The 21,636-nt window shown below is 37.2% G+C and carries 22 protein-coding genes; 9 read left to right on the forward strand and 13 right to left on the reverse strand.

What is annotated here, in order from left to right:
* Positions 1–287: 287 nt before the first annotated feature.
* Entirely contained in the window at positions 288–563 is a 276-nt protein-coding gene (locus BAR153v2_RS06020; RefSeq protein ID WP_078680718.1) for a DUF4164 domain-containing protein, read from the forward strand.
* 12 nt (positions 564–575) lie between these two features.
* Positions 576–941: a cell division protein ZapA gene (locus BAR153v2_RS06025; RefSeq protein WP_078680719.1), complete on the forward strand. Its 366-nt coding sequence runs from the start codon at positions 576–578 to the stop codon at positions 939–941.
* A gap of 250 nt (positions 942–1,191) precedes the next feature.
* On the opposite strand, the gene BAR153v2_RS06030 is transcribed toward BAR153v2_RS06025, so the two are convergent.
* Positions 1,192–1,746 carry a DUF1036 domain-containing protein gene (locus BAR153v2_RS06030; protein WP_339373811.1) on the reverse strand — a complete coding sequence of 185 codons (555 nt, stop codon included), beginning with the start codon at positions 1,744–1,746 and terminating at the stop codon, positions 1,192–1,194.
* A gap of 295 nt (positions 1,747–2,041) precedes the next feature.
* Here BAR153v2_RS06030 and BAR153v2_RS06035 point away from each other — a divergent pair, with 295 nt between their 5' ends.
* Positions 2,042–2,299 (forward strand): DUF2312 domain-containing protein, encoded by a 258-nt coding sequence (locus BAR153v2_RS06035; RefSeq protein ID WP_078680721.1) that lies wholly within the window; start codon positions 2,042–2,044, stop codon positions 2,297–2,299.
* On the opposite strand, the gene BAR153v2_RS06040 is transcribed toward BAR153v2_RS06035, so the two are convergent.
* The 3 genes from BAR153v2_RS06040 to BAR153v2_RS06050 form a co-directional block, all read right to left on the reverse strand.
* Complete coding sequence (locus BAR153v2_RS06040) at positions 2,296–4,119, reverse strand: ABC-F family ATP-binding cassette domain-containing protein (RefSeq protein ID WP_078680722.1); 1,824 nt, start codon at positions 4,117–4,119, stop codon at positions 2,296–2,298. The two genes, BAR153v2_RS06035 and BAR153v2_RS06040, sit on opposite strands and share 4 nt — an antisense overlap.
* 8 nt (positions 4,120–4,127) lie before the next feature.
* Positions 4,128–4,520 carry a glycine zipper domain-containing protein gene (locus tag BAR153v2_RS06045; RefSeq protein ID WP_078680723.1) on the reverse strand — a complete coding sequence of 131 codons (393 nt, stop codon included), beginning with the start codon at positions 4,518–4,520 and terminating at the stop codon, positions 4,128–4,130.
* 139 nt (positions 4,521–4,659) lie between these two features.
* Complete coding sequence (locus tag BAR153v2_RS06050) at positions 4,660–5,295, reverse strand: thiamine diphosphokinase (protein ID WP_078680724.1); 636 nt, start codon at positions 5,293–5,295, stop codon at positions 4,660–4,662.
* 149 nt (positions 5,296–5,444) lie between these two features.
* Between BAR153v2_RS06050 and BAR153v2_RS06055 the strand changes: the two genes are divergently transcribed.
* Positions 5,445–6,947 carry a M48 family metalloprotease gene (locus BAR153v2_RS06055; RefSeq protein WP_078680725.1) on the forward strand — a complete coding sequence of 501 codons (1,503 nt, stop codon included), beginning with the start codon at positions 5,445–5,447 and terminating at the stop codon, positions 6,945–6,947.
* Positions 6,948–7,019: 72 nt separating this feature from the next.
* Here BAR153v2_RS06055 and BAR153v2_RS06060 read toward each other — a convergent pair whose 3' ends face one another.
* A complete protein-coding gene (locus BAR153v2_RS06060) occupies positions 7,020–7,931 on the reverse strand; it encodes an RNA polymerase factor sigma-32 (RefSeq protein ID WP_078680726.1) in 912 nt (303 codons plus the stop codon).
* 550 nt (positions 7,932–8,481) lie between these two features.
* On the opposite strand from BAR153v2_RS06060, the gene BAR153v2_RS06065 reads away from it, so the two are divergent.
* From BAR153v2_RS06065 to BAR153v2_RS06075, 3 genes are all read left to right on the forward strand, one after another.
* The gene (locus BAR153v2_RS06065; RefSeq protein WP_078680727.1) at positions 8,482–10,005 is read left to right on the forward strand and encodes a hypothetical protein; all 1,524 of its coding nucleotides are present in this window, start codon (positions 8,482–8,484) and stop codon (positions 10,003–10,005) included.
* A gap of 40 nt (positions 10,006–10,045) precedes the next feature.
* A complete protein-coding gene (gene fdxA, locus BAR153v2_RS06070; protein ID WP_078680728.1) occupies positions 10,046–10,384 on the forward strand; it encodes a ferredoxin FdxA in 339 nt (112 codons plus the stop codon).
* A 278-nt stretch (positions 10,385–10,662) separates the two neighbouring features.
* Entirely contained in the window at positions 10,663–11,238 is a 576-nt protein-coding gene (locus BAR153v2_RS06075; protein WP_078680729.1) for a CarD family transcriptional regulator, read from the forward strand.
* Between the two features lie 566 nt (positions 11,239–11,804).
* Here BAR153v2_RS06075 and rpmF read toward each other — a convergent pair.
* Both rpmF and mtgA read right to left on the reverse strand, forming a co-directional pair.
* Positions 11,805–11,984 carry a 50S ribosomal protein L32 gene (gene rpmF, locus BAR153v2_RS06080; RefSeq protein ID WP_035006774.1) on the reverse strand — a complete coding sequence of 60 codons (180 nt, stop codon included), beginning with the start codon at positions 11,982–11,984 and terminating at the stop codon, positions 11,805–11,807.
* A 163-nt stretch (positions 11,985–12,147) separates the two neighbouring features.
* A complete protein-coding gene (gene mtgA, locus BAR153v2_RS06085; RefSeq protein WP_244548661.1) occupies positions 12,148–12,810 on the reverse strand; it encodes a monofunctional biosynthetic peptidoglycan transglycosylase in 663 nt (220 codons plus the stop codon).
* 124 nt (positions 12,811–12,934) lie between these two features.
* Between mtgA and BAR153v2_RS06090 the strand changes: the two genes are divergently transcribed.
* On the forward strand, positions 12,935–13,837 hold the full coding sequence (locus BAR153v2_RS06090; protein WP_078680731.1) for a polyprenyl synthetase family protein: 903 nt from the start codon (positions 12,935–12,937) through the stop codon (positions 13,835–13,837).
* Between the two features lie 170 nt (positions 13,838–14,007).
* Here BAR153v2_RS06090 and ispG read toward each other — a convergent pair whose 3' ends face one another.
* The gene (ispG, locus tag BAR153v2_RS06095; RefSeq protein WP_078680732.1) at positions 14,008–15,246 is read right to left on the reverse strand and encodes a flavodoxin-dependent (E)-4-hydroxy-3-methylbut-2-enyl-diphosphate synthase; all 1,239 of its coding nucleotides are present in this window, start codon (positions 15,244–15,246) and stop codon (positions 14,008–14,010) included.
* A gap of 256 nt (positions 15,247–15,502) precedes the next feature.
* Here ispG and BAR153v2_RS06100 point away from each other — a divergent pair, with 256 nt between their 5' ends.
* Positions 15,503–15,790: a hypothetical protein gene (locus BAR153v2_RS06100; protein ID WP_078680733.1), complete on the forward strand. Its 288-nt coding sequence runs from the start codon at positions 15,503–15,505 to the stop codon at positions 15,788–15,790.
* 165 nt (positions 15,791–15,955) lie between these two features.
* Here the strand turns inward: BAR153v2_RS06100 and BAR153v2_RS06105 are convergent, their stop codons facing one another.
* The 5 genes from BAR153v2_RS06105 to BAR153v2_RS06125 are packed head-to-tail and all read right to left on the reverse strand — an operon-like array spanning position 15,956 to position 21,636.
* The gene (locus BAR153v2_RS06105) at positions 15,956–16,960 is read right to left on the reverse strand and encodes an HlyD family secretion protein (protein ID WP_078680734.1); all 1,005 of its coding nucleotides are present in this window, start codon (positions 16,958–16,960) and stop codon (positions 15,956–15,958) included.
* A 6-nt stretch (positions 16,961–16,966) separates the two neighbouring features.
* Positions 16,967–18,625: an MFS transporter gene (locus BAR153v2_RS06110; RefSeq protein WP_078680976.1), complete on the reverse strand. Its 1,659-nt coding sequence runs from the start codon at positions 18,623–18,625 to the stop codon at positions 16,967–16,969.
* A 23-nt stretch (positions 18,626–18,648) separates the two neighbouring features.
* Complete coding sequence (atpC, locus tag BAR153v2_RS06115) at positions 18,649–19,065, reverse strand: ATP synthase F1 subunit epsilon (protein WP_198934329.1); 417 nt, start codon at positions 19,063–19,065, stop codon at positions 18,649–18,651.
* A gap of 47 nt (positions 19,066–19,112) precedes the next feature.
* The gene (gene atpD, locus BAR153v2_RS06120; protein WP_078680736.1) at positions 19,113–20,705 is read right to left on the reverse strand and encodes a F0F1 ATP synthase subunit beta; all 1,593 of its coding nucleotides are present in this window, start codon (positions 20,703–20,705) and stop codon (positions 19,113–19,115) included.
* 19 nt (positions 20,706–20,724) lie between these two features.
* Complete coding sequence (locus BAR153v2_RS06125; protein WP_078680737.1) at positions 20,725–21,636, reverse strand: F0F1 ATP synthase subunit gamma; 912 nt, start codon at positions 21,634–21,636, stop codon at positions 20,725–20,727.

Below are 21,636 nucleotides of genomic sequence, written 5' to 3' on the forward strand. Positions count from 1 at the left end.
AAACTTACTCTTATTTTAATTATTCTTTATGCCGTTCTTATGCCGCTAATTATTTAAATATGCGTACACTCTGCACATATACCTCATATAAACAAAAATATCATCTTTCTCTATAACCCTTATGCACACCACACTTCTGCCTATAATGTCAAATAATCCAGTCCTTAATTCACATCAATCTTCTGCTTTGCTTGCTAAAATAGCCTATATCTTTAAAAATGAAGAAAATACAAAAAAATATAAGTGATTCGTTTTTGCATAAATGACTGTTAAGGAATACACTCATTATGGACCAAGAGACCGCTATTTTACCACAAACTCTAGAACAATTGGAAAAAGCACTCAGAAATTTAGAAGTCGCTGTTATCAATCACAATACTATTATTGACAAAAATAACGAATGGGAAGAGGAAATTCAACGAATGAATGCTGATCGTAGTCATCTTGCTCAAGAACTTGATAAAGCCGAAGCGCACACAGAACGGTTGACCCTAGTCAATAAAGATATTTCCAAACGACTGATTAAAGTTATGGAAACAATTCGTGTTGTGATTGATCGATAAAGGTTTAAACAAATGGAAACCGTTTCTGTCACAATTGATGGCAAAATTTATCGTATGGCCTGTGATGCAGGGCAAGAAGAGTACCTCACTCAGCTGGCTGCTAAATTAGATCAATATATTGTACATCTTAAAAAAAACTTTGGTGAAATTGGTGATCAGCGTCTCTCTCTTATGGCTGGTATTATGATTATGGATGAAATGGAAGAAATAAAACGAGAAAATAAAAAACTACAAGAAAGTTATATAGCTCTTCTCCAAAAAAATGAGACAAGAGACCGCATGATGGATAAAATTGTAATAGAAACAACGAAAAGGATTGAAAAGATCACCCATCAATTGCTCAGAGAAAATAAAGATAAGACTTCTCTACAGGAATAAAGATAAAATATAAGCTTGTCCTGATCTTTAAAGAACTGCGCCAGCACATAATCAAGAAACCCAGTAAGAACAAGGTGGGTCCAGTGAACCTCCTCTCGACCAAGAGAAAAGTCTTTGCTTCCTTCAACACTCTTACATTAAGAAGCAAGCTTTTATCTCAGCTTTTTAAAATTTATCACTCATTAAGATTAAGAGTGCCCAAAATATCATCAAGAGGAGAAACGATTTCCACTTTATGCAATGATATATTTTATGATGATGATTTTGGAGGCACAAATGTAGGAGCAGAAACAGAGTTAGGTATAGAAAGAGGCTTAGCAGAAAGTGCAAATATGGGTGTAGATGTAACCTTAGATATAGAGGCGGATTTGGGTGCAATTGAATCGTGCAATACAGGCTCATCGGTTAACTGCACCATCCAATTGGTTTGATCACCGGTATCAATTTCTTCAAACTCAACTCTTTGAAACCCTCTTACAAAACAATTATGAATTCCTTCAATCGTAAATTGACTATCTTGCACACACATCATAACTTTCCCTATCCCACTCCCTTTTTTTCGAGTGTTTTCGACATATAAATAATAAAATCGTGATTCAAGGGGTCCATCGATTAAAGTTTTACACTCTGTTGTTGGAACAATCCACCAACCTTCACTCACCCAATTTGAAACCGTACGATAGCCAATAGCGATACCGACAGCCTCTTGCGTTGTATTACAAACTCGAAAATCAGCTTTTGCCCACTCAAAAGCAGAGAACAGAAAAAGAATATTTAAGAATAAAATTCTAAGCTTTTTTAGCACAGCTCTTGCTCCTTGTATTCATTTTAAAATCCAGAAGTTCAATTTCACAAGGTAAATATTAAAATAAAATATCCATTTTTCTCTTTTTTCACAATTATAGCTCCCTATATAATTCTTTCCATCTTTTTCCACTTCCTGATATTTTTCATCAACGTAAACAGCTCGTTTATACAAAAAAATTAAAGTCAATGTATAAAAAAGAACGTAGAGCTTGACTCTCTACCCCTTCTTAAGGCATCTCCAATAATAGTTTATTATCAAAAGTCCAACAAACGATATATTCGGAGAAAATGCGATGAGCGATGTGCTTGATACTACACAAGCTATATCCGTCAATCAATTGCGTAGTTTTATCGAACGGATTGAACGGTTAGAAGAAGAAAAAAAAACAATTTCTGATGACATCAAAGATGTGTATACGGAGCTTAAAGGATCTGGTTTTGACAGTAAAGCAGTCCGTAGCATCATAAGACTCCGTAAGAAAGAAGATCATGAACGAATTGAAGAAGAAGCAATAATCCAGCTTTATAAAAATGCCTTGGGCATGACTTAATCGGTGATGCGCTTTTGTTCTATTTCTTCACGTAAAAGTTCAAGTTCTAGCCATTCTTCTTCTTTTTGCGCACAGAGTTTTTTCTTCTCTTCCAGTGCTATGGTTAAATCTTCAAAACGATTTTTATCACAACAATAAAGCGCTGGATCAGCGAGAGAATCTTCAATTTTCTTGATTTCATTCTGCAAAGCAGTAATTTGTTCTGGTAATTTTTCCAAAGCATATGTTTGCTTATAGGAGAGTTTACATGGTGCTGTTTTTGTACGCAATGATATTTGTTTTTTCTGCCCCAAAGTTGTTAGTTTTTGCGTCTCTTTACGCAAAGAAAGTGCAGCTTTTTTTATTTGCGCCTCCATATCACTATATCCTCCAGCATATAAAACCCAGTGACCATCTCCCTGAGGCGCCAATATATGAGATACAGTTCGATCCAAAAAATCTCTATCGTGACTTACTAACAAAACTGTTCCAGAAAAATCAGCAATAAATTCTTGCAAAAGATCAAGGGTCTCCATATCAAGATCATTGGTGGGTTCATCTAAAATTAAAAAATTTGCAGGCCGAGATAAAAGACGTGCCAACATTAAACGGGCTCTTTCACCGCCTGATAATTCCTTCAACGGTGTGCGTGCTTGTTCTGGTAAAAACAAAAAATCTTTCATATAAGAAACAACATGTTTCTCTTGCCCATTAATCAAAAAAGTATCCCCTCTGCCTCCCGTTAAATACTGCGCTAATGTTTCTTCTTCATTGACAGTACGCTGTTGATCAAGCAGAGCTATCGATAAATTATATCCCCGCTTTATGATTCCATGATCTGCAGCTTCCTGCCCTATCAAAACAGAAAGCAATGTTGTTTTTCCAACACCATTTCGACCAACTATGCCTACTCTATCCCCCCGTTGAAGGCGCCATGAAAAATCCTTAACAAGGATACGATCACCATAAGACTTTGAAATCTTTCTAGCTTCCAACACAAGTTGCCCAGATTCTTGATTTTTAGATGCCTCAAACGATGCCTTTCCTAAAGGCCCTTTATAATTCTGAGAACGCTGACGCAATTCCTTTAACGCTCCCAACCGCCGTACATTGCGCTTGCGTCGTGCAGTAACTCCATAACGCAACCATTGTTCTTCTCGTTCAATCTGACGGTTCAATTTATACTGATCACGTGCTTCCTCCTCGAGTACTTTATCACGCCACTTTTCAAATTCAGAAAAAGGCTTTTCAACCCTTTTAGCTGTGCCCCTATCAATCCAAACTGTTGAGCGCGTCACCGTTTCCAAAAACCTCCGATCATGTGAAATAACCACAATTGCTGACCGTAAAGAACATAACATTCCCTCCAGCCACTCAATTGTTGGTAAATCAAGATGATTGGTCGGTTCATCCAACAATAAAATATCTGGTTGCACTGCAATTGCTTGTAATAATGAGAGACGGCGTTTTTCTCCTCCAGAAAGCGTCTCTCCCTTTTCTGTACCCGAAAAACCAAAATTACCCAAAAGAGTTTTCACCCATTGTTTATCATGGGTATCATTTAAACCAGCTTGTATATAAGCGTTAACATCATCAAATCCTGAAAAATCAGGATTTTGCGACACATAATATAACGTCGCCAGAGGGTGGCGAAAAACTTCGCCTCCACTCGGTTCTAATAATCCAGCAGCAATTTTTAAAAGTGTCGATTTTCCACACCCATTACGACCCACAAGAGCTATACGCTCACCTTGACCAACTGATAAACTCACCTGATTGAGTAAAGGATGTCCTCCAAAGGTTAAGAAAATACGATCAAGCCGCAGAAGTGGGATAGCCATTCAAAATATTAATGGCAAGGGGCCTGATAACGTTTCCCTCTTTGATCAGTATAAGTGCACAATTGCGGTGTTTGAGAAGCACAAGGTGCTTTATACACATAACCTTTTCCATCACTATAGGTGCATAAGCTAGACTGTTGAATTACTCTCTGATGTAACATTTTCTTTTGATTTTTTTTCTGAACTGCAGCAGCACCTGTTACTGTTCCTGCAATAGCACCAACAGCTGCACCTGTCGTTACTGATCCAAGTGTTCCACCACCAATTGCTGAACCTGCTAAAGCGCCCAATGCAGCGCCACCAACACCATATTCTGAAATTTTTCGTTCAGAAACTGTACACGCCGTCGAACTTAACCCAACAACTGTAATAACTGCCATTGTTAAAACTAGTTTTAACATATTAAACCCTTTCTTTCTCTCCTTTAAAGATTAAACTTTAAAGATTAAAATCACGTTATACTATTATGTTATACTATTATATAGTCCCCTTAATTTTCCTGCTCCTATCTTTTCATTTCATTTTATATATACAAAAAATTTATGATACAGGTATAGACGCCAATAATATAGCTTTACCAGAACATAAATGACAACAAAAAGTTCCACAAATACGGTTAGAGAGTGTTAAAGAAGATCCAAAAGACACATTTTTATCTAATAATGGCCACTTAACCCCTGACATTGTTAAACCCTGTAAATCAGAAAATCCAATAATACTAAAAAGACACCCATTCGGCAAATCACAAGAAAAAGATTGTGGTATAATTGGCCATCCTTCTTCATAACCACTGGTTAATAACACTGCAATACCTTTCTCTGCCATTGCAATTGCTTGAGTCATATGAGAAAAAACATGATCACTTCTCTCCCCTCCAAAAGCACCACATAAAATAAGTCGTTGAGCACCTTTCTGCAAAGCACGCTCACAAGCCAATGCGCTATCAGTTGCATCTTTATCAGGAGGGAAAAATTCCTGTGTAATATGACTATATTTCTGCAGTAAATCTTGATCAGAAGAATCAAAATCCCCTAACCATAATTCGGGCACAACGCATAATGCTTCAGCATGACGTATCCCACCATCAGCAGCAATTATGCGACTATTATAAATTTGGTCACGCAAACGTTGAGTAACACAAATGTCCCCATTTAATAATATCGTAAATGTTTTCATGCTATATTACGCCTTTTATAAAACGCCCTTTAATATATTCCTGCTATAGATTATAGTCATGAAGACATCTAAAGAATCCTTTATAAAAATTCTCAAGTATAAAATGCATACAAAATCTTAAAGCTAAATAATAAAAAATGAGAAAAGCAATGATTCAAGGGTTTAGATTTTTTCAAAAAAGTTTCTTTTCCTACCATACAACCTATAGAATATTTCTCATAAGCTTCTTGCTTTTCCTTGTAGCATGTCAAACAAAATTTAAATGGAATGATCACTTACATCCTTCAGACTTCCCTATAAAAACTGCTGTTTCCAGCAACAACGATGTTTATGCTACATTGGGTGCTGCACAACATCCCCGCATCTTAAAAACCTATGGCGGTGAATATAATAATCCAAAACTTGAGCGTATGTTAGCAAAAATTATAGGAAAACTCGTTGCCGTTTCACATAACCCTAATCAAACCTATCATGTCACAATTTTAAACTCAGCCCATGTGAATGCATTTGCTTTACCTGGAGGTTATATTTATGTAACTCGTGGAATGCTAGCACTCGCTAATGACTCTTCAGAAATTGCGGCTGCCTTAGCACATGAAATAGCACATATTATAGCTAATCATGGCATCTTGCGCTTACAAAAAAAAGTAGAATTAAAACACATGAATAGCGCTTCTTCACATGTTAAATTATCCTCTGAAGTAGAATCGGACAACACTGTAAAAAATCAACAAACTCTAGCTCAATTTTCAAGGGATCAGGAGCTTGAAGCTGACGCTATTGGAATTGAAATGCTTCATCGTGCTGGATATGATTCATTTGCTTTTCCACGCTTTTTGCAATCAATGGAAGCCTATAAGGCTTTTCACAACATCTCAGGAGCTACAAATGATTCATTAGACTTTCTAGCACATCATCCTACAACCCCGCAACGAATTCGCCTTGCTATCAATAAAGCCCGTAAAATAAGCGAATCTGATCCTCAAACTGAAAATACTGATCGCGATACCTTTCTTAATGGCATCAATAACATGATCTTTGGCGGTAACTCTGATACAGGATATATACGAAAAAATAAATTTGTTCATCCAAAATGGGGCATCACTTTCTCTGTCCCAACCAATTTCACCATAAACAATTCTTCCCCAGCTGTCATTGCAAGTGGTCCCGATAAAATTGCAATTCGTTTTGATACTATCCCTTTTCCCACGAACACATCTGCAAGTGATTACTTGAAAAGCGGTTGGGTAGCTGGACTTGATGAAGCCTCTGTCCATCCCATAACAATTCAAGGCTTACCTGCAGCCCATGCCTATGCAACTAACGAACAATGGCAATTTTATATAGCTGTTATTCCCGTTAAAAATCGTGTTTTCCGCTTTCTAACAGCAGCCCCTCATCATTCCAAAAATTTTGAAGCCATCGCCAAAAATACAACCCAAAGTTTTCACTTCCTTTCCTCTCAAGAGCTGAGAAAATTACCCCCTTTAAGAATCCGTATTGTTTCTGTTCAACACAAAGACACAGTTTTAAGCCTTTCAGATAAAATGCAAGATACACAACACAAAGAAAAACTCTTTCGGCTGATTAATGGGCTTTCACCAACGCAAGCTCTTCTTGAAGGATCACGTGTTAAAATCATTTCTGAATGAATACATAAAAATATTTTTTGTCTCCTCATTAAACAATGATCATTTTGATTTTTTCAAAGAAGAATCCAATACTTATACTTGATAAACTTCTGCAGAGTTCACTGTTAACAAAGCACAACGAAGCTTTTGCAAAGCCCGCGCTTCAATTTGGCGTACACGTTCTTTTGAAATCCCCAATTTTTCACCGAGTACTTCTAAGGTTGCTCCCTCTTCCTTTAAGCGGCGGAAACGAATAATTTCGAGTTCTCGTTCATTGAGGATTTGTAAGGCCTCATAAAGCCATTGTGCCCGTCGCTGTCCATCAATTACTTGCTCGATCACAGCATCAGGAAGAGGATGATCATCTATTAAAGAATCCATTTTAGCAATTGGAGTTTCACCACTCTCAGAAATAGAAAGACTTAATGAATTATCCGTCCCAGAAAAACGGAAATCCATTTTTTCAACATCATTCACTGAAACCCCAAGCTTTTCAGAAATAGCAGAAAAAATTTCTTGTTTGGTCAAAGTATTATCATCTTGCGCTAATTTAGCGCGCAAACGCCGAAGATTAAAGAAGAGTGCTTTTTGCGAAGAGCTCGTTCCTCCTCGAACAATTGACCAATTCCGTAAGATATAATCTTGAATAGAAGCCCTTATCCACCAAGTTGCATAGGTTGAAAAACGCACCTCACGCTCAGGATCAAAACGTGCGGCCGCTTCTAAGAGCCCAACATATCCTTCTTGAACTAAATCTCCTAAAGGCATTTTAAAACGTTTAAAACGACTAGCAATTGAAATAACCAAACGCATATGAGCAGCTGCAATCTGATGCATAGCATCATCATCACGTTTGTCTTTCCATCGTAGTGCTAAATCATGCTCTTTTTTTCGTTCAAGATATGGAGCCCGCATTGCAGAACGCATCATACTACGTCCTAAACTTGCATCAACATTATTAGAATTCTTACTGCTTTTATACACAACATGTGGATGACTACTCATAATAATTCCTTGCGATTAAAATTATTTTTTAAGTTGTTTTGATAACGACATCTTTATTCGCTCTAACAAACCTTAAAGTTGTTTACTTTATAAAGAACTACTTTAACGTGTATTTTTACAATCGCAATTGTTTTTTTTACTTTGACCCCAAAACTTATTATAAAAAGATAAAATTTATTTCTTTATACAGAGGTTTTCACAATATAGAATGCCTGCAAATGCTTGTTTTTTACAACGTAATCAAATAAAAAGAAAAAAATCAAAAAGGATAAATAAAATAGAAATGAGTGTCTTCTATCACTCACTTTAACTGTGAAATAAAAGTTTAACTTTAAAGTTAAACCCTATAATTACAATTAAAAGTTGTATAGTATATTGATAAGAAAATTTCAAAAATGAAACAAAATCTTCAAAATTTAAATACCTGCAAAAAGACAATAAGAACACATTGAAGCAAGTACAATAAACATGCTAAAATGCTCAAAAGAATGCGAAATAATATTATCAAGAACAACCTCGACCCCATAAAACTTTGAGAAAGAAGATGATCATGGAGAGCAAAATTATTCACAAAGATGATGTTCTTATTGAAAAAAGTGGAAGTGGCAGATTTGAAGGGTTTCGTTTTTATATAAATAAAAGCAATATAGATAAAGAAACTGATGAACAAAATAATTTCGATAACGAAAGTTTGATTGCTGCCTTTACGAAACGTGCGACACGTTTTTGTGCTGCCGCTAATGGGGATTTTACACTCAGTTCTGACGGAATTATTCGCTGGATTGGTCAACCTGTCGGACAACTAATTGCAACAACAGATATTTTAAAACCTAAAGTTCTTCTCTTAGCAGATGTACAATTAACAGGCGAATCGCGTGACCAAGTGATTGCGCGATTAGAGCGTTTTGTAATCTTTCATTTTGAAACAACTTTAAAACCCCTCTTAGATTTACGCAATGCTAATAATTTGACAGATTCAACAGCTCAATTTGCTTCACGACTTTTCAATTCTTTAGGCATTTTACCCCGTCGTAGTGTCGCCCAAATAGTTAAAAACCTTGATCAAGAAGCACGAAGAAATCTTCGTCAGCTGGGCATTCGCTTCGGTGCTTTTAATATCTATGTTATGGGAATGCTCAAGCCAGCACCAATTCAAGCACTCACACTCCTTTGGTGTCTCAAAAATAAAAACAGTGATCAAACCGGGTTAAATGAAATATTAGCCGCTTTGAACAACGGACGAACCTCATTTGTTGTTGACCCGACTTATAACCCAACGCTTTATCGTTTAGCGGGTTATCAAATTCTAGGAAACCGTGCTGTACGTATTGATATTCTAGAACGTCTTGCCAATCTTATTCGCTCTACACTGCATTGGAAACCAGGATTAGAACCAAAACCAGATGGTGCCTATGATGGTAAAAGTTTTTTTGTCACTCCAGCGATGATGTCTAATCTTGGTGCCAATGAGACTGATATGAACGAAATTCTTAAAGGGCTTGGTTATCAATCGCATCGTTATGATAACTCTGTGCCTACAAAAAATCTTGCCCACGAACACTCTTCTCATAATACCTCAATAACAACAGCATTGTTTCCTGAAGCAGAATGTGTCGGTGATCTCTGGAAAACAATACAACAGTCCAACACACTCCAAGCAGAAATAAAAACGACTTCTTCTCTTGAACAATCCCCCTGTGCCACAGATTGTTTACCAAAAGCCGAGCCTGTTGGGGATTTTGTCAAGCACATGCAAAATACAGCAGAAAATAAAACTGTTTTATTGTGGAGTTATCATCCCCAACAAACGCAACATTATCGGAACCGTGATAACTCCAAACAAAAACAGCAAGAGAAGCACAAAAAAACTTCCACACAAGAAAGCAATACACACTATAACACTTCTCAAAAAAAACCTTTAAAAGCTCAACATTCTTATAAAGATAATAAAAAGAAAACTGCTTCCTTACACAAGAAATCATTGCGAACACAAAATTATGATTCCAATTCACCTTTTGCTAAATTGGCTGTGCTCCGTGATCAACTTAAACGTGATAAAGATGCACGCTTATAAACCCTTCTAAAGATCCTAAAACGGAAAATGGAGTTTGATCTTGACTTATGTTGTGACTGACAATTGCATTCAGTGCAAATATACTGATTGCGTTGAAGTTTGTCCTGTTGACTGTTTTTATGAAGGCGAAAATATGCTTGTTATTCACCCTGATGAATGTATCGATTGTGGTGTCTGCGAGCCAGAATGCCCGGCTGAAGCCATTAAACCAGATACTGAACCAGGACTAGAAAAATGGCTGGAGCTCAATCTAAACTATGCAAATAAATGGCCTAATTTAATGACAAAAAAAGACCCGCTCCCCCAAGCAAAAGAAATGGATGGTGTTCTCAATAAATTAGAAACGTACTTTTCAGAGAATCCAGGCAGTGGTGAATAATACCTCGTTTTATGAACAAGAGATCTTTCCAAAAGTTTAAATTATTTAATGTGCACACAAAATTCTTAATAGAAATGATTGATTCTTTTGAATTTTTGTGTTAAAAAAGTTTTAATATGGCTATTTTGCTAAGTATTTTTTTTGCTTTTTTTACTAAAGTATTTTTGATTTAATCTTAAAGTACTTAGCTTCAACGCTCAGTTCAAAGATATTTAGCTTTAAAGCATTTAATTTGTTTGCCAATATCATTATTGGTCACAAAGGGAGTAAATTAAAATATGGCACCCCCTCGAAATACCTCTTCTAGTGCTAAAGATTTTTCAACCTCTGAGTATATCGTTTATCCTACCCATGGAGTAGGCCAGATTATAGCGATTGAAGAACAAGAAGTTGCAGGACATAAATTAAAACTTTTTGTAATCCACTTCGCTAAAGATAAAATGGATGTAAAGGTGCCTATTGCAAAAGCCCTTTCTACTGGAATGCGCAAATTATCTACAGTTGATTCTATGAATCGTGCTTTTAAAATCCTTCAAGGAAGAGCACGAATTAAACGCACGATGTGGTCACGACGAGCTCAAGAATATGATACTAAAATTAATTCAGGAGATATCATTTCTATTGCTGAAGTGGTTCGCGATCTTTTCCGCTCAGATCTACAACCTGAGCAATCTTATTCAGAGCGCCAACTCTACACCATTGCTCTCGATCGCATGGCCCGTGAAATTGCTGTTATCAATAGCCTTACCGAAATGGAAGCGATAAACTTAATAGAAAAATACCTGACTAAAAAATCAAAATGCGAATTTAAAAATGAAATTGATGAAGGGAGTAATGCTGTTTACGCTGCGTAATCTACCGCAAAATTTTGATTATAACAGAATAAACTAGCAAAAATCAGCTTTTAGTTATTAATTGATCTGTTCCTCAAGGTTTGCTTCTTTAGGTTTATAAAAAAATCTTTATTGCAAGCTGAGAAATTTTTTTTAACATATAAACTTCGCATGCACGCAATCATCTCTTTCTCTTAGAGAGATGATTGCTTTATAGAATAAATTATAAGCACAACAAAGGTTTTTATCATAAAAGCGATTAATCATATAAATTGTGAAAAAACCTTCCGTTCATTTAACCCAAATTCCAAAATTTGCAATCAACTTGATTATTGGCATCTGATAAACAATTTATTCTTTTAACAGATAAAATTGAACACCCACGGTATATGTCTATTTTCAAATCAATATGATGAGGATGAGGGTGACGCAATCAACCGGAACTTTTATTAAGTATAATTGCGACAACAATAAAAAGCCCTCTTTTTCAAACGAAAAAGCAGCTAACTATAAGAGTATAGAAAAGGTTTTTTGCTTACTAAATCCAAATCTGTAACAATGAACCTGTTTGATATCTGGTATATAGCTTATTCTTTAGCGGGCAAAACTGAACGCCCACGATACATCCCTGTTTTCAAATCAATATGATGAGGGCGACGCAACTCACCGGAACTTTTATCCTCAATATAAGTAGGCGCTTTAAGGGCATCAGCCGAACGGCGCATACCTCTTTTCGATGGAGAGGTTTTTCGTTTAGGTACAGCCATAAAAGGATACTCCACACTCATCACTACAGAAGCACTAACGCCCAAAATGACAACTTCTGTCAATAATAGAATAAAATTTCACTTTCTTATACACTGATTATAATCTTTTGACTAGACTTTCATATAATTTTTTGTTTTTCTTTTCAATAATTCTAACTATTCTTCAATGAATACAGTGTGTATAAGCACGTGAAAAATGAATTCGTTTTTCAATAATACGGGTTAAAGCCACAAAATTATCGATTGGTTGATATGGATTACGCCAATAAGGATTGGGTAAACTTGCCACAAGAGCTGCAGCTTGTTGCACAGATAAATTTCGTGCAGGCTTATGAAAGTAATAAAAAGCCGCAGCTTCTATTCCATAAATTCCAGGCCCCCATTCTGCAATATTCAAATAAATTTCTATAATTCGTTTTTTTGATAAAATAATATCGGCCATAATAGAATAAGGAATTTCAATAATCTTGCGGATATAAGATCTATTAGGCCATAAGAAAAGATTTTTGATCATTTGCATATTGATTGTTGATCCTCCTCGCAAAGATTTTGAATCCGTTCCTAGGATATCGATCAACATAGCCCAATCAACACCAGAATGATGACAAAATTGCCCATCTTCGGACATAATAACTCCAGCCGGTACTGAAAATGCAATATCAGGAAGTGCAACCCATTCACGCTTATATCTCTTATCACTCACCCAATCACGCATCATTAAAGTAGAAACAGGATGAACAAAATCCAAACGATAAATCAACAACAAAATAATTGGACACAAAAATAAAAACACAAGAAAACTAATCACATAACGCATTCTCCTCATCGCCACTTTTTCCTCTCTTTTTATTTTTTCACAAAATTTAAGAGCATGAAAATAACCGTTTTATTCTTCATTTTTTTATCATAAAAAGAACCTTATCATTTTGCAAAGAAGAAAGGAAGAAATGATGCATGAATTCACGACTCTTCTTGCAAAACACGCTCATAATGTTGAGAAGCGACTCGACATACTTCTAAGTCATAAAGCCCAAAATGGTGAAATTAGCCGACCTGAAATCCTCATCAATGCCATGCGCTATGGTGTTTTGAATGGTGGCAAACGCTTTCGTCCTTTCTTGGTTATTCAAAGTGCGGCTCTTTTTGATATCCCTCCTGAACACTCTCTTGATATTGGCGTAGCATTGGAATGCCTTCACTGTTATTCACTCATTCATGATGATCTTCCTGCTCTAGATAATGATACACTCCGACGTGGCAAACCCACTGTTCACACAGCTTTTGATGAAGGCACCGCAATTTTAGCAGGTAATGCACTCCTCACTTTTGCCTTTGAAATCATTGCCCACAAAGCCTGTTCCTTTTCTTCAAAAACAAAAATTGATCTGATTACAGCTCTCACGCAAGCTGCTGGCCTTGGTGGCATGATCGGTGGACAAATGCTCGATTTAGAAGCTGAAAAAAAACCACAAAATGAAAGTGCAACGATTACTTTACAACAGATGAAAACAGCCGCTCTTATACGTTTTGCCTGTCAAGCAGGTGCTATTATGGGTCAAGCTTCTAAAACATTAACCGATAAACTTGCCTCTTTTGGAACACAGATCGGTTTAGCTTTTCAATTGACAGATGACCTTCTTGACCTTACTTCTCATACAAAAATTCTTGGAAAAACTGTAGGAAAAGATCAAATAGCCAATAAAGCAACACTCATCAATCTTTATGGTCTTGATGAAGTTAAAAAAAAGCGAGATGAGCTCATCACAAAAGCAGAAGAACTTCTTCTTCCTTTTGGAGCTAAAGCGATCCCATTGAAACAAGCAGCACATTTTATTGCAACACGTAAAAATTAAAACTTCCCATTCTTTTGGTATCATAAATAAAATAAAAGCAGGTAGAATGAAATAATTCTTTTGGATCATTCATACAAAATGGGCATTAATACATTCTTCTACAATTTCCTTAAATATCTCAGCAAAATAGAGAACAAAGCAGATAGAACAACATAACCCTCTTGTATCAATTATACCCCAAAACGTGTGTGAATATACTCTCCTAAAATCGCTTCAAATTCTTCGGCAATATGAGGACCACGCAAAGTCTTTACTTTCTTCCCATCAATAAAAACAGGAGCCGCTAGATTTTCCCCCACCCCAGGTAATGAAATTCCAATATCGGCATGTTTTGATTCCCCTGGTCCATTGACAATACACCCCATGACAGCAACTTTTAAACTTTCAACACCAGGATATTTATTACGCCAAACTGGCATATTTTTGCACAAATCTGCTTCGATTTTTTGCGCTAACTGTTGAAAAAACGTCGAAGTTGTCCGACCACATCCTGGACACGCAGCAACCACAGGAACAAATTGCCGAAACCCCATAACTTGCAAAAGTTCTTGACATACTTTTACTTCTCGCGTTCGATCACCGCCTGGTTCAGGTGTTAATGAAATACGAATTGTATCACCAATTCCTTGCTGTAATAAAATTCCCAAAGCCACAGAAGAAGCAACAATTCCCTTTGTCCCCATACCGGCCTCTGTCAACCCGAGATGAAGAGCATAATTACACCGTTTTGCCAACATGGTATAAACAGCAATGAGATCTTGTACATCACTCATTTTAACAGAGAGAATAATGTATTCCCGTCCTAAACCAGTTTCTTCAGCCAAAAGAGCTGAATGAAGTGCCGATTGAACTACAGCCTCCCGAATAACTTCAGTAACAGACAAAGGCTTTTCCCGCTGAGCATTTTCATCCATAAGCCGTGTTAATAACGCATGATCTAGTGATCCCCAATTCACCCCAATCCGTATAGGTTTACGATAATGGCATGCCATCTGAATAATTTGAATAAATTGCTTATCCTTTTTTGCACCAAAACCAACATTGCCAGGATTAATGCGATATTTTGAAAGCGCTTCTGCACATGCAGGATGATCAGCCAAAAGCGTATGACCAATATAATGAAAATCCCCTATCAATGGCACAAAAATACCCAACCGTTCCAACCGCTCTCGTATCTTAGGGACAGCTGCTGCTGCTTCATTCCGATCAACAGTTATTCGAACCAATTGAGATCCTGCACGCCAAAGAGCAGCAACTTGAGCGACCGTTGCATCAACATCAGCCGTATCCGTATTCGTCATAGACTGAATAACAATTGGATTCTCGCCCCCAATCATAACATCACTAACTGCAACAACAACAGATCGATGACGCTCTAAAGGTTTAGATAAATAATATGCTACATCCATCAGTTCCTCAAAACTTTCAAAACCTGAGCCTATTTAGCCTTATGATAATATCCACCATAGCACAATTCAAAAGAATGAATTGATTAGAAAACTTTTTCAAGAGTCTCTATTTTTAGACATCAAAAATCAATAATCAACAGAAGCTAAGAAAGAAAAATGCAACCTTTCAATTTTCAATCCATTATACCAAAGTCCACAGACAACTCCCATCTTGCACATTTGTTATAAAATATTTAAAATAAGGAGGAGCAGATTCATGTATATATTTCAAAGCCTTTGCAAAAAAAATGATAAAATCAAAAAACGTATTGCGCAATTACAAGAGGAGCTTATAACTATCAACCGTCCGCCCCTTCAGAACTATCGTTTCGATAGCATCTCCAAAATGCTGAAAAAATGGAAACTAAAAGGAAACCATGCTCTTTACCACATCAATAACCATGCTGAAGAGTTAAAAAAGAAGGCAAAAGACAACCCTAAAACAACTCTCTTATTAACTGCTGGCCTCGTCTTAACCAGCTATTTTCTCATGCGCAAAAACTAACAACGCACCAACATTGCTTTTCCATGATTCATTGAATCATTTTTACCACCCACCCAAAATCAGCATTCTATCATCTTCTCTCGAAATAAGATAAAAATCCTACCCCATTCTTGAAAACAAAAAACCATACTAAAAATCCGTTGATCGCAGAATAAAGAGAACATTTCAATTCCTAGAATGGTGCGATGCTGTATCAACATACGTAACTACCGACATTCCAGGAATAAGTTTCTTAATTCCCTCCTGCTCTTGATCTATGGCAATACGAATAGAGATGCGTTGCGCAATTTTGATAAAATTACCATTTGCAGTCTCTGTCCCTAATAATGAAAATTCTGATCTCGTTGCAGGAGCAAAACTCACTAAACGACCTGTTAATTTTTGATTGTTTAAAGCATCAGCATAAAAAACAACAGGCTGTCCAATACGCATATCAGCAATCTGTGTTTCCTTATAATGAGCAATAATCCAAATATCCTCAGGAACAATAGCAACCAACCGCATACCAGGCACTACATATTGTCCTACTTGTACACTAACCGATCCAATATGTCCTACAGCAGGAGAGATAATTTTAGTGTGCGCTAAATTCAGCTCCGCTACTTCAACACCCGCCTTTGCTCCTGCAATATCTGATTGCAAGCCTTGTTGTTCAAATTCCAATTTCTTCTGCAACTGGCTTTTTGTTTCAAATGTTTCTGATAAATCTGGAGAAGAAGAAGATAATGGCAAAGCTTTTTGAGAATTTAAATTCTTAGGATGAGACAATTCATTCTTAGATAATTTTTGAGAATGAACCATTTTAGTTCTTAGCGTATTAATTTCCTTTTCTAAAAGTTTAATCTGTAATAAAACGCTTGCGAGTTTTGCCTTTTTTGCTTCAAGAATTGCTTGCGCCTGCACAAGCTGGTGCCGGAAAAGGGTGTCATCCAGTTCAAATAAAACCATTCCCTTTTCAACCTTTTGATAATCTTGAACATAAACCCGTGTTACTATACCAGAAATTTGCGGACTTATTAGAGTAATATTCCCCTTAATCAAAGCATTATCCGTTTTTTGAAGGGTGCTAACAAATGGCGGCAATTGCCAGGCCCATAAAATCAATACAATGCCCATCATGCCAGATAAGAATGCAACAATTGTTGATTTTGATCGCAAAAATTTGATCATTCCTTTTTACTCACCCTTACTGATCATACTTTTACTTTTGAAAAGCATCATAAAATTCTCATAAAAATATGATTTATAAAATATCTTGAGGAGAAAAATAATTAAAACAACCATTGACATATAACAATAAAGTCGAAAAACATCATTATAAGCCAAAATATTTGCTGTCAATTTCAACTGATCCGTTAGACTCAGTATCGTTTTCCCACCCTCCAAATTATCAGACACTAAAGCACTATAAGGAGAAGATAAATTACTTATCTTATCGAAAACAAGTGTGCTTGTCGTTGTAATTTCTTGTGTTAAATCTTCAAAATGATGACACGTGAAAAAAAATTGCAAACTGCCAAAAAGAGCTGCACTCACAAGCCCTCCTGTAACTTGTGCCAACAAAAAAATCGCAATAAAACTTAAAACATAATTAGGCCCTCGCGCGCTCGCTTTAATAAAACCATTACATAAAGCAGGAGGCAAAAAAAGAGCATAACCAAAACCGATCAACCCTTGACTTATAATCATATCCACCGGATGGGTTAACTGGCTCACATGACTATCTAAATAAGATCCCAGTGTTAAACAGCATAAAGATAAAAGATAAAAATAATCTTCACGACCCATTCGTAAAAAAAATACACAAATAGCGCCCCCTAAAAAGGTACCGCAAGTAACTGCAAGATACATAGGAGCCATATTACGATTCAACAAACCAGAAAGATTAAAGAAGTCTGCAGCTAAAATTGATTGCTCTAATAAAAGAATGCGAAACACCAACAAAACCAAAACAACCTGGATCATTTCTTTGCTAAAAAGCCAACGTAAATCAACCAACGGAGTTGCTCTATTCAGCTCAATTATAATGGCAATCGTCAAAGAAAAAACCGCAAGTGCAAGCCCCCAACCAATCCATAGCGTTTCAGTCCACCAATACCATTTGCCAATAGACATTACGATAGCATTTAAACCAAGTCCAAGCGCAATCAAACTATAACTTACCCAATCTAATTTCTTAATCACCTTGTCATAAACAATTGGCGTAAGTGGAAGAGAAAAAATACATCCTAAACCGATCAAAACAAGCCCCATTTCCATTGCTGAAAGGCTAGAAAACCCACCATTTTCAAGAAGATTTGGTGAAATCAAACGAGACAAAGGGACTGCTAAAGCCGCATTCATATAATTTAAACTGAGACCAATAGTATATTTCTTTGACGGTGTAAAAGCCTCCATCATATAGAGAAAGGCTAGCGAAGCCATTGGCGCAGCAGCGATACCAGCGAAAAAACGAATAATCAAAGCCGAACGTAAATCCGTAACAAACAAGTGTAAAACACACACTACAACAAATCCAAGAATCGATAGTTCAGCAAAATTCCGTAAGCCAAATTGATAACGAATCTTAATCAACATGATTGTAATGCTTACATTGGGTGCCATATAAGCAGCGACCAACCACGTAGTTTCAATAAGCGTTGTGTTGAAATCTCCTGTGAGCTCGATAATATTGGACTGAACCATATTGGCGCCTAAACCATAAGCCCATTGTAAAATAAAAGAAGCAAAAATATAAGTGAAGCATTTTGGCAAAGGTCCGGCAAAAACAGCATCTGAATGAGGGGAAAGCCCAACTTCTGCGGCAAATACCGCATCATTCCCCTTGTTAGGCATCTTTTTTATTCCCGCATTTTTCATTATGCTACTGTTGAGGCACCATCCACAGATGTTAGTTTCTGAAATAACTCTTCCACTTTATGATGAGTGTTACCGCTTGAATTTTCTTCCAGCATAGCTCGAACTTCTGCCATGCGCTGCTCAAGATCATGAAGAGATAAATGATTAACGGCAACAACGGTTTCAGCCAAAAGAGAGCATCCCGAAGATGTAATGTCTGCAACCCCTCCCAAAAGAGCAAACACCTTTTCTCCCGAAGAAGATATAACCCTAATAACACCTGGAGTAAGACTCACCACTAAAGGAGAATGATCAGCCATAACCGTTAAATATCCCGATACTGAAGGCAGAACAACAGACATCACCTTTTCTGAAAAGACAAGTTTTTCAGGCGATACAAGCTCAAACAAGAAAGATTCTGTTTTTTTATTTTCCACGGGAACCCCTTGTCTTTCTAAGACAAACATTCATTACAAAGCACCTTTTATGAAGAAGCTTCTGCAATCAAACGTTTTCCTTTTTCAATTGCTTCATCAATCGAACCAACCATGTAAAAAGCTGCTTCTGGTAAATCATCATACTCGCCAGCACATAACCCCTTAAATCCTTCAATAGTTTCTTCTAAAGAAACCAACTTTCCAGGAGCACCAGTAAAAGCTTCCGCTACATGGAAAGGTTGCGAAAGAAAACGCTCAATTTTACGTGCCCGCGCGACCAACAATTTATCTTCTTCAGATAATTCATCCATACCAAGGATAGCGATAATATCCTGCAAAGATTTATAACGTTGCAAAATAGTTTGAACCTGACAAGCAACAGCATAATGCTCTTCACCCACGATCAATGGATCCAACATTCGCGAAAAAGAATCGAGTGGATCAACTGCTGGATAAATTCCCTTCTCCGCAATTGAACGAGAAAGAACAGTTGTAGCATCTAAATGCGCAAAAGAAGTAGCAGGCGCTGGATCAGTTAAATCATCAGCAGGAACATAAATAGCTTGAACAGACGTGATAGAACCCGTTTTGGTACTTGTAATACGTTCTTGCAAAGCTCCCATATCCGTGGCCAAAGTTGGTTGATACCCTACAGCAGAAGGAATACGTCCCAAAAGAGCTGAAACTTCCGCACCAGCTTGTGTAAAACGAAAAATATTATCCACAAAGAAAAGCACATCTTGCCCTTCATCACGAAAACTTTCTGCAATCGTCAAACCTGAAAGTGCTACACGTGCACGTGCCCCTGGTGGCTCATTCATCTGTCCATAAACAAGTGCACATTTTGAGCCTGCAGTTGAATCATGTTTTCTCGGATCTACATTCACACGGCTTTCGATCATTTCATAATATAAATCATTCCCTTCACGTGTACGCTCTCCCACACCAGCAAACACTGAATAACCTCCATGTGCTTTTGCGATATTGTTGATAAGCTCCATAATTAAAACGGTCTTACCGACACCAGCTCCTCCAAACAACCCAACCTTTCCTCCCTTAGAATAAGGTGCGAGTAAATCAATCACTTTAATCCCTGTAACAAGAATTTCTGATTCGGTTGATTGTTCTATATATGTAGGAGCTTCTTGATGAATTGAACGTTTTTTAGTCGCCATGATTGGTCCAAATTCATCAACAGGCTCCCCAATCACATTCATAATACGACCAAGAGTTGCTTCTCCAACAGGCACACAAATTTGCGCTCCCGTATCATAAACCTTTTGACCACGAACAAGACCTTCTGTTGTATCCATCGCAATGGTACGAACTGTATTTTCACCCAAATGTTGAGCTACTTCTAGAACAAGTCGATTTCCCAAATTTTCTGTTTCCAACGCATTAAGAATATTAGGTAATTCTCCTTCAAAATGCACATCAACAACAGCTCCTATAACTTGCCTAATTTCACCCACAGATCCCTTTGGACGAACAGTCTTAGAATCAACATCCGCAAAACTAGAAGATTTTTGGCGACCTTTTGCCGACTTTGCTGAGGAAATCTTTTTTACGCCTGAACGAGCAACTGATTTTTTTTCTTCACCTTTTACCGCTCTTTTTTTGGACGTTTCTGCTTTCATCATTAATCTTTACCTTCTCACTTTAAAGCGCTTCAGCGCCCGCAATAATTTCAATCAATTCCGTTGTAATCTGTGCCTGACGCTGACGATTATAGCTTACAGTCAATTTATTGATCATTTCACCGGCATTACGTGATGCATTATCCATAGCGCTCATTTTTGCACCCATTTCCCCCGCAACATTTTCAAGCAAAGCATGGAAGACTTGTATAGAGAGATTACGCGAAACAAGTTCATCCACGAGAGAAACTGCATCCGGTTCATAATCATAAACAGCCGATTGTACAATCTCACTTTTTTTTCCTTTTGTAATACCACCAATCTCACCAGAAAATTCCTTTTGAGTATCTACTGGAATTAAATTGATAGCCTTTGGACACTGATTAACGACTGATACAAATTCAGAATAAAAAATCGTACAAACGTCAAACACCCCTTCATTGAAAAGATCAATAATACACCGACTTACTTTAGCTGCTTCTGCAAAACTGATCTGTTTCACAGAGCGCAAATCAATATGATCAATCATCAGAGCTTTAAAATCACGGAGTAAAATATCTGCTCCCTTCTTTCCAACAGTTAAAATTTTAACCGTTTTACCTGCAGAAAGAAGGCCATTAATATGTTCACGTGCACGACGAACAATCTGCGTATTAAAGGCACCACACAAACCACGTTCAGCTGTACACACAACCAAAAGATGCTTATCATCTCTCCCTGTACCGCACATTAAAGGTGGCGCATCCACTGGATCAAGATCAGCAGACACATGCGCTAAAAGAGTCGCCATATGCTGAGCATAAGGTCGCGCAGATTTAGCTGCTTCTTGCGCACGATACAACTTCGCTGCTGCAACCATTTGCATAGCTTTGGTAATCTTCTGCGTTGCCTTAACCGAGGCAATACGGTCTCTAAGATCCTTTAGCGACGCCAT

Origin of the sequence: Bartonella sp. AR 15-3, from assembly GCF_002022445.1 — a bacterium.
GTDB lineage: Bacteria > Pseudomonadota > Alphaproteobacteria > Rhizobiales > Rhizobiaceae > Bartonella.

Excerpts from the sequence above, each read along its gene's own strand:
- BAR153v2_RS06075 (WP_078680729.1), top strand. The coding sequence starts at position 10,663 with ATGGCACCCCCTCGAAATACCTCTTCTAGTGCTAAAGATTTTTCAACC.
- BAR153v2_RS06060 (WP_078680726.1), bottom strand. The coding sequence starts at position 7,931 with ATGAGTAGTCATCCACATGTTGTGTATAAAAGCAGTAAGAATTCTAAT.
- BAR153v2_RS06100 (WP_078680733.1), top strand. The coding sequence starts at position 15,503 with ATGTATATATTTCAAAGCCTTTGCAAAAAAAATGATAAAATCAAAAAA.
- BAR153v2_RS06020 (WP_078680718.1), top strand. The coding sequence starts at position 288 with ATGGACCAAGAGACCGCTATTTTACCACAAACTCTAGAACAATTGGAA.
- BAR153v2_RS06025 (WP_078680719.1), top strand. The coding sequence starts at position 576 with ATGGAAACCGTTTCTGTCACAATTGATGGCAAAATTTATCGTATGGCC.
- atpD (WP_078680736.1), bottom strand. The coding sequence starts at position 20,705 with ATGATGAAAGCAGAAACGTCCAAAAAAAGAGCGGTAAAAGGTGAAGAA.
- rpmF (WP_035006774.1), bottom strand. The coding sequence starts at position 11,984 with ATGGCTGTACCTAAACGAAAAACCTCTCCATCGAAAAGAGGTATGCGC.
- BAR153v2_RS06055 (WP_078680725.1), top strand. The coding sequence starts at position 5,445 with ATGATTCAAGGGTTTAGATTTTTTCAAAAAAGTTTCTTTTCCTACCAT.
- BAR153v2_RS06110 (WP_078680976.1), bottom strand. The coding sequence starts at position 18,625 with ATGCCTAACAAGGGGAATGATGCGGTATTTGCCGCAGAAGTTGGGCTT.
- BAR153v2_RS06040 (WP_078680722.1), bottom strand. The coding sequence starts at position 4,119 with ATGGCTATCCCACTTCTGCGGCTTGATCGTATTTTCTTAACCTTTGGA.
- BAR153v2_RS06065 (WP_078680727.1), top strand. The coding sequence starts at position 8,482 with ATGGAGAGCAAAATTATTCACAAAGATGATGTTCTTATTGAAAAAAGT.
- BAR153v2_RS06045 (WP_078680723.1), bottom strand. The coding sequence starts at position 4,520 with ATGTTAAAACTAGTTTTAACAATGGCAGTTATTACAGTTGTTGGGTTA.
- BAR153v2_RS06090 (WP_078680731.1), top strand. The coding sequence starts at position 12,935 with ATGCATGAATTCACGACTCTTCTTGCAAAACACGCTCATAATGTTGAG.
- BAR153v2_RS06050 (WP_078680724.1), bottom strand. The coding sequence starts at position 5,295 with ATGAAAACATTTACGATATTATTAAATGGGGACATTTGTGTTACTCAA.
- BAR153v2_RS06035 (WP_078680721.1), top strand. The coding sequence starts at position 2,042 with ATGAGCGATGTGCTTGATACTACACAAGCTATATCCGTCAATCAATTG.
- BAR153v2_RS06125 (WP_078680737.1), bottom strand. The coding sequence starts at position 21,636 with ATGGCGTCGCTAAAGGATCTTAGAGACCGTATTGCCTCGGTTAAGGCA.
- BAR153v2_RS06105 (WP_078680734.1), bottom strand. The coding sequence starts at position 16,960 with ATGATCAAATTTTTGCGATCAAAATCAACAATTGTTGCATTCTTATCT.
- mtgA (WP_244548661.1), bottom strand. The coding sequence starts at position 12,810 with ATGAGGAGAATGCGTTATGTGATTAGTTTTCTTGTGTTTTTATTTTTG.
- ispG (WP_078680732.1), bottom strand. The coding sequence starts at position 15,246 with ATGGATGTAGCATATTATTTATCTAAACCTTTAGAGCGTCATCGATCT.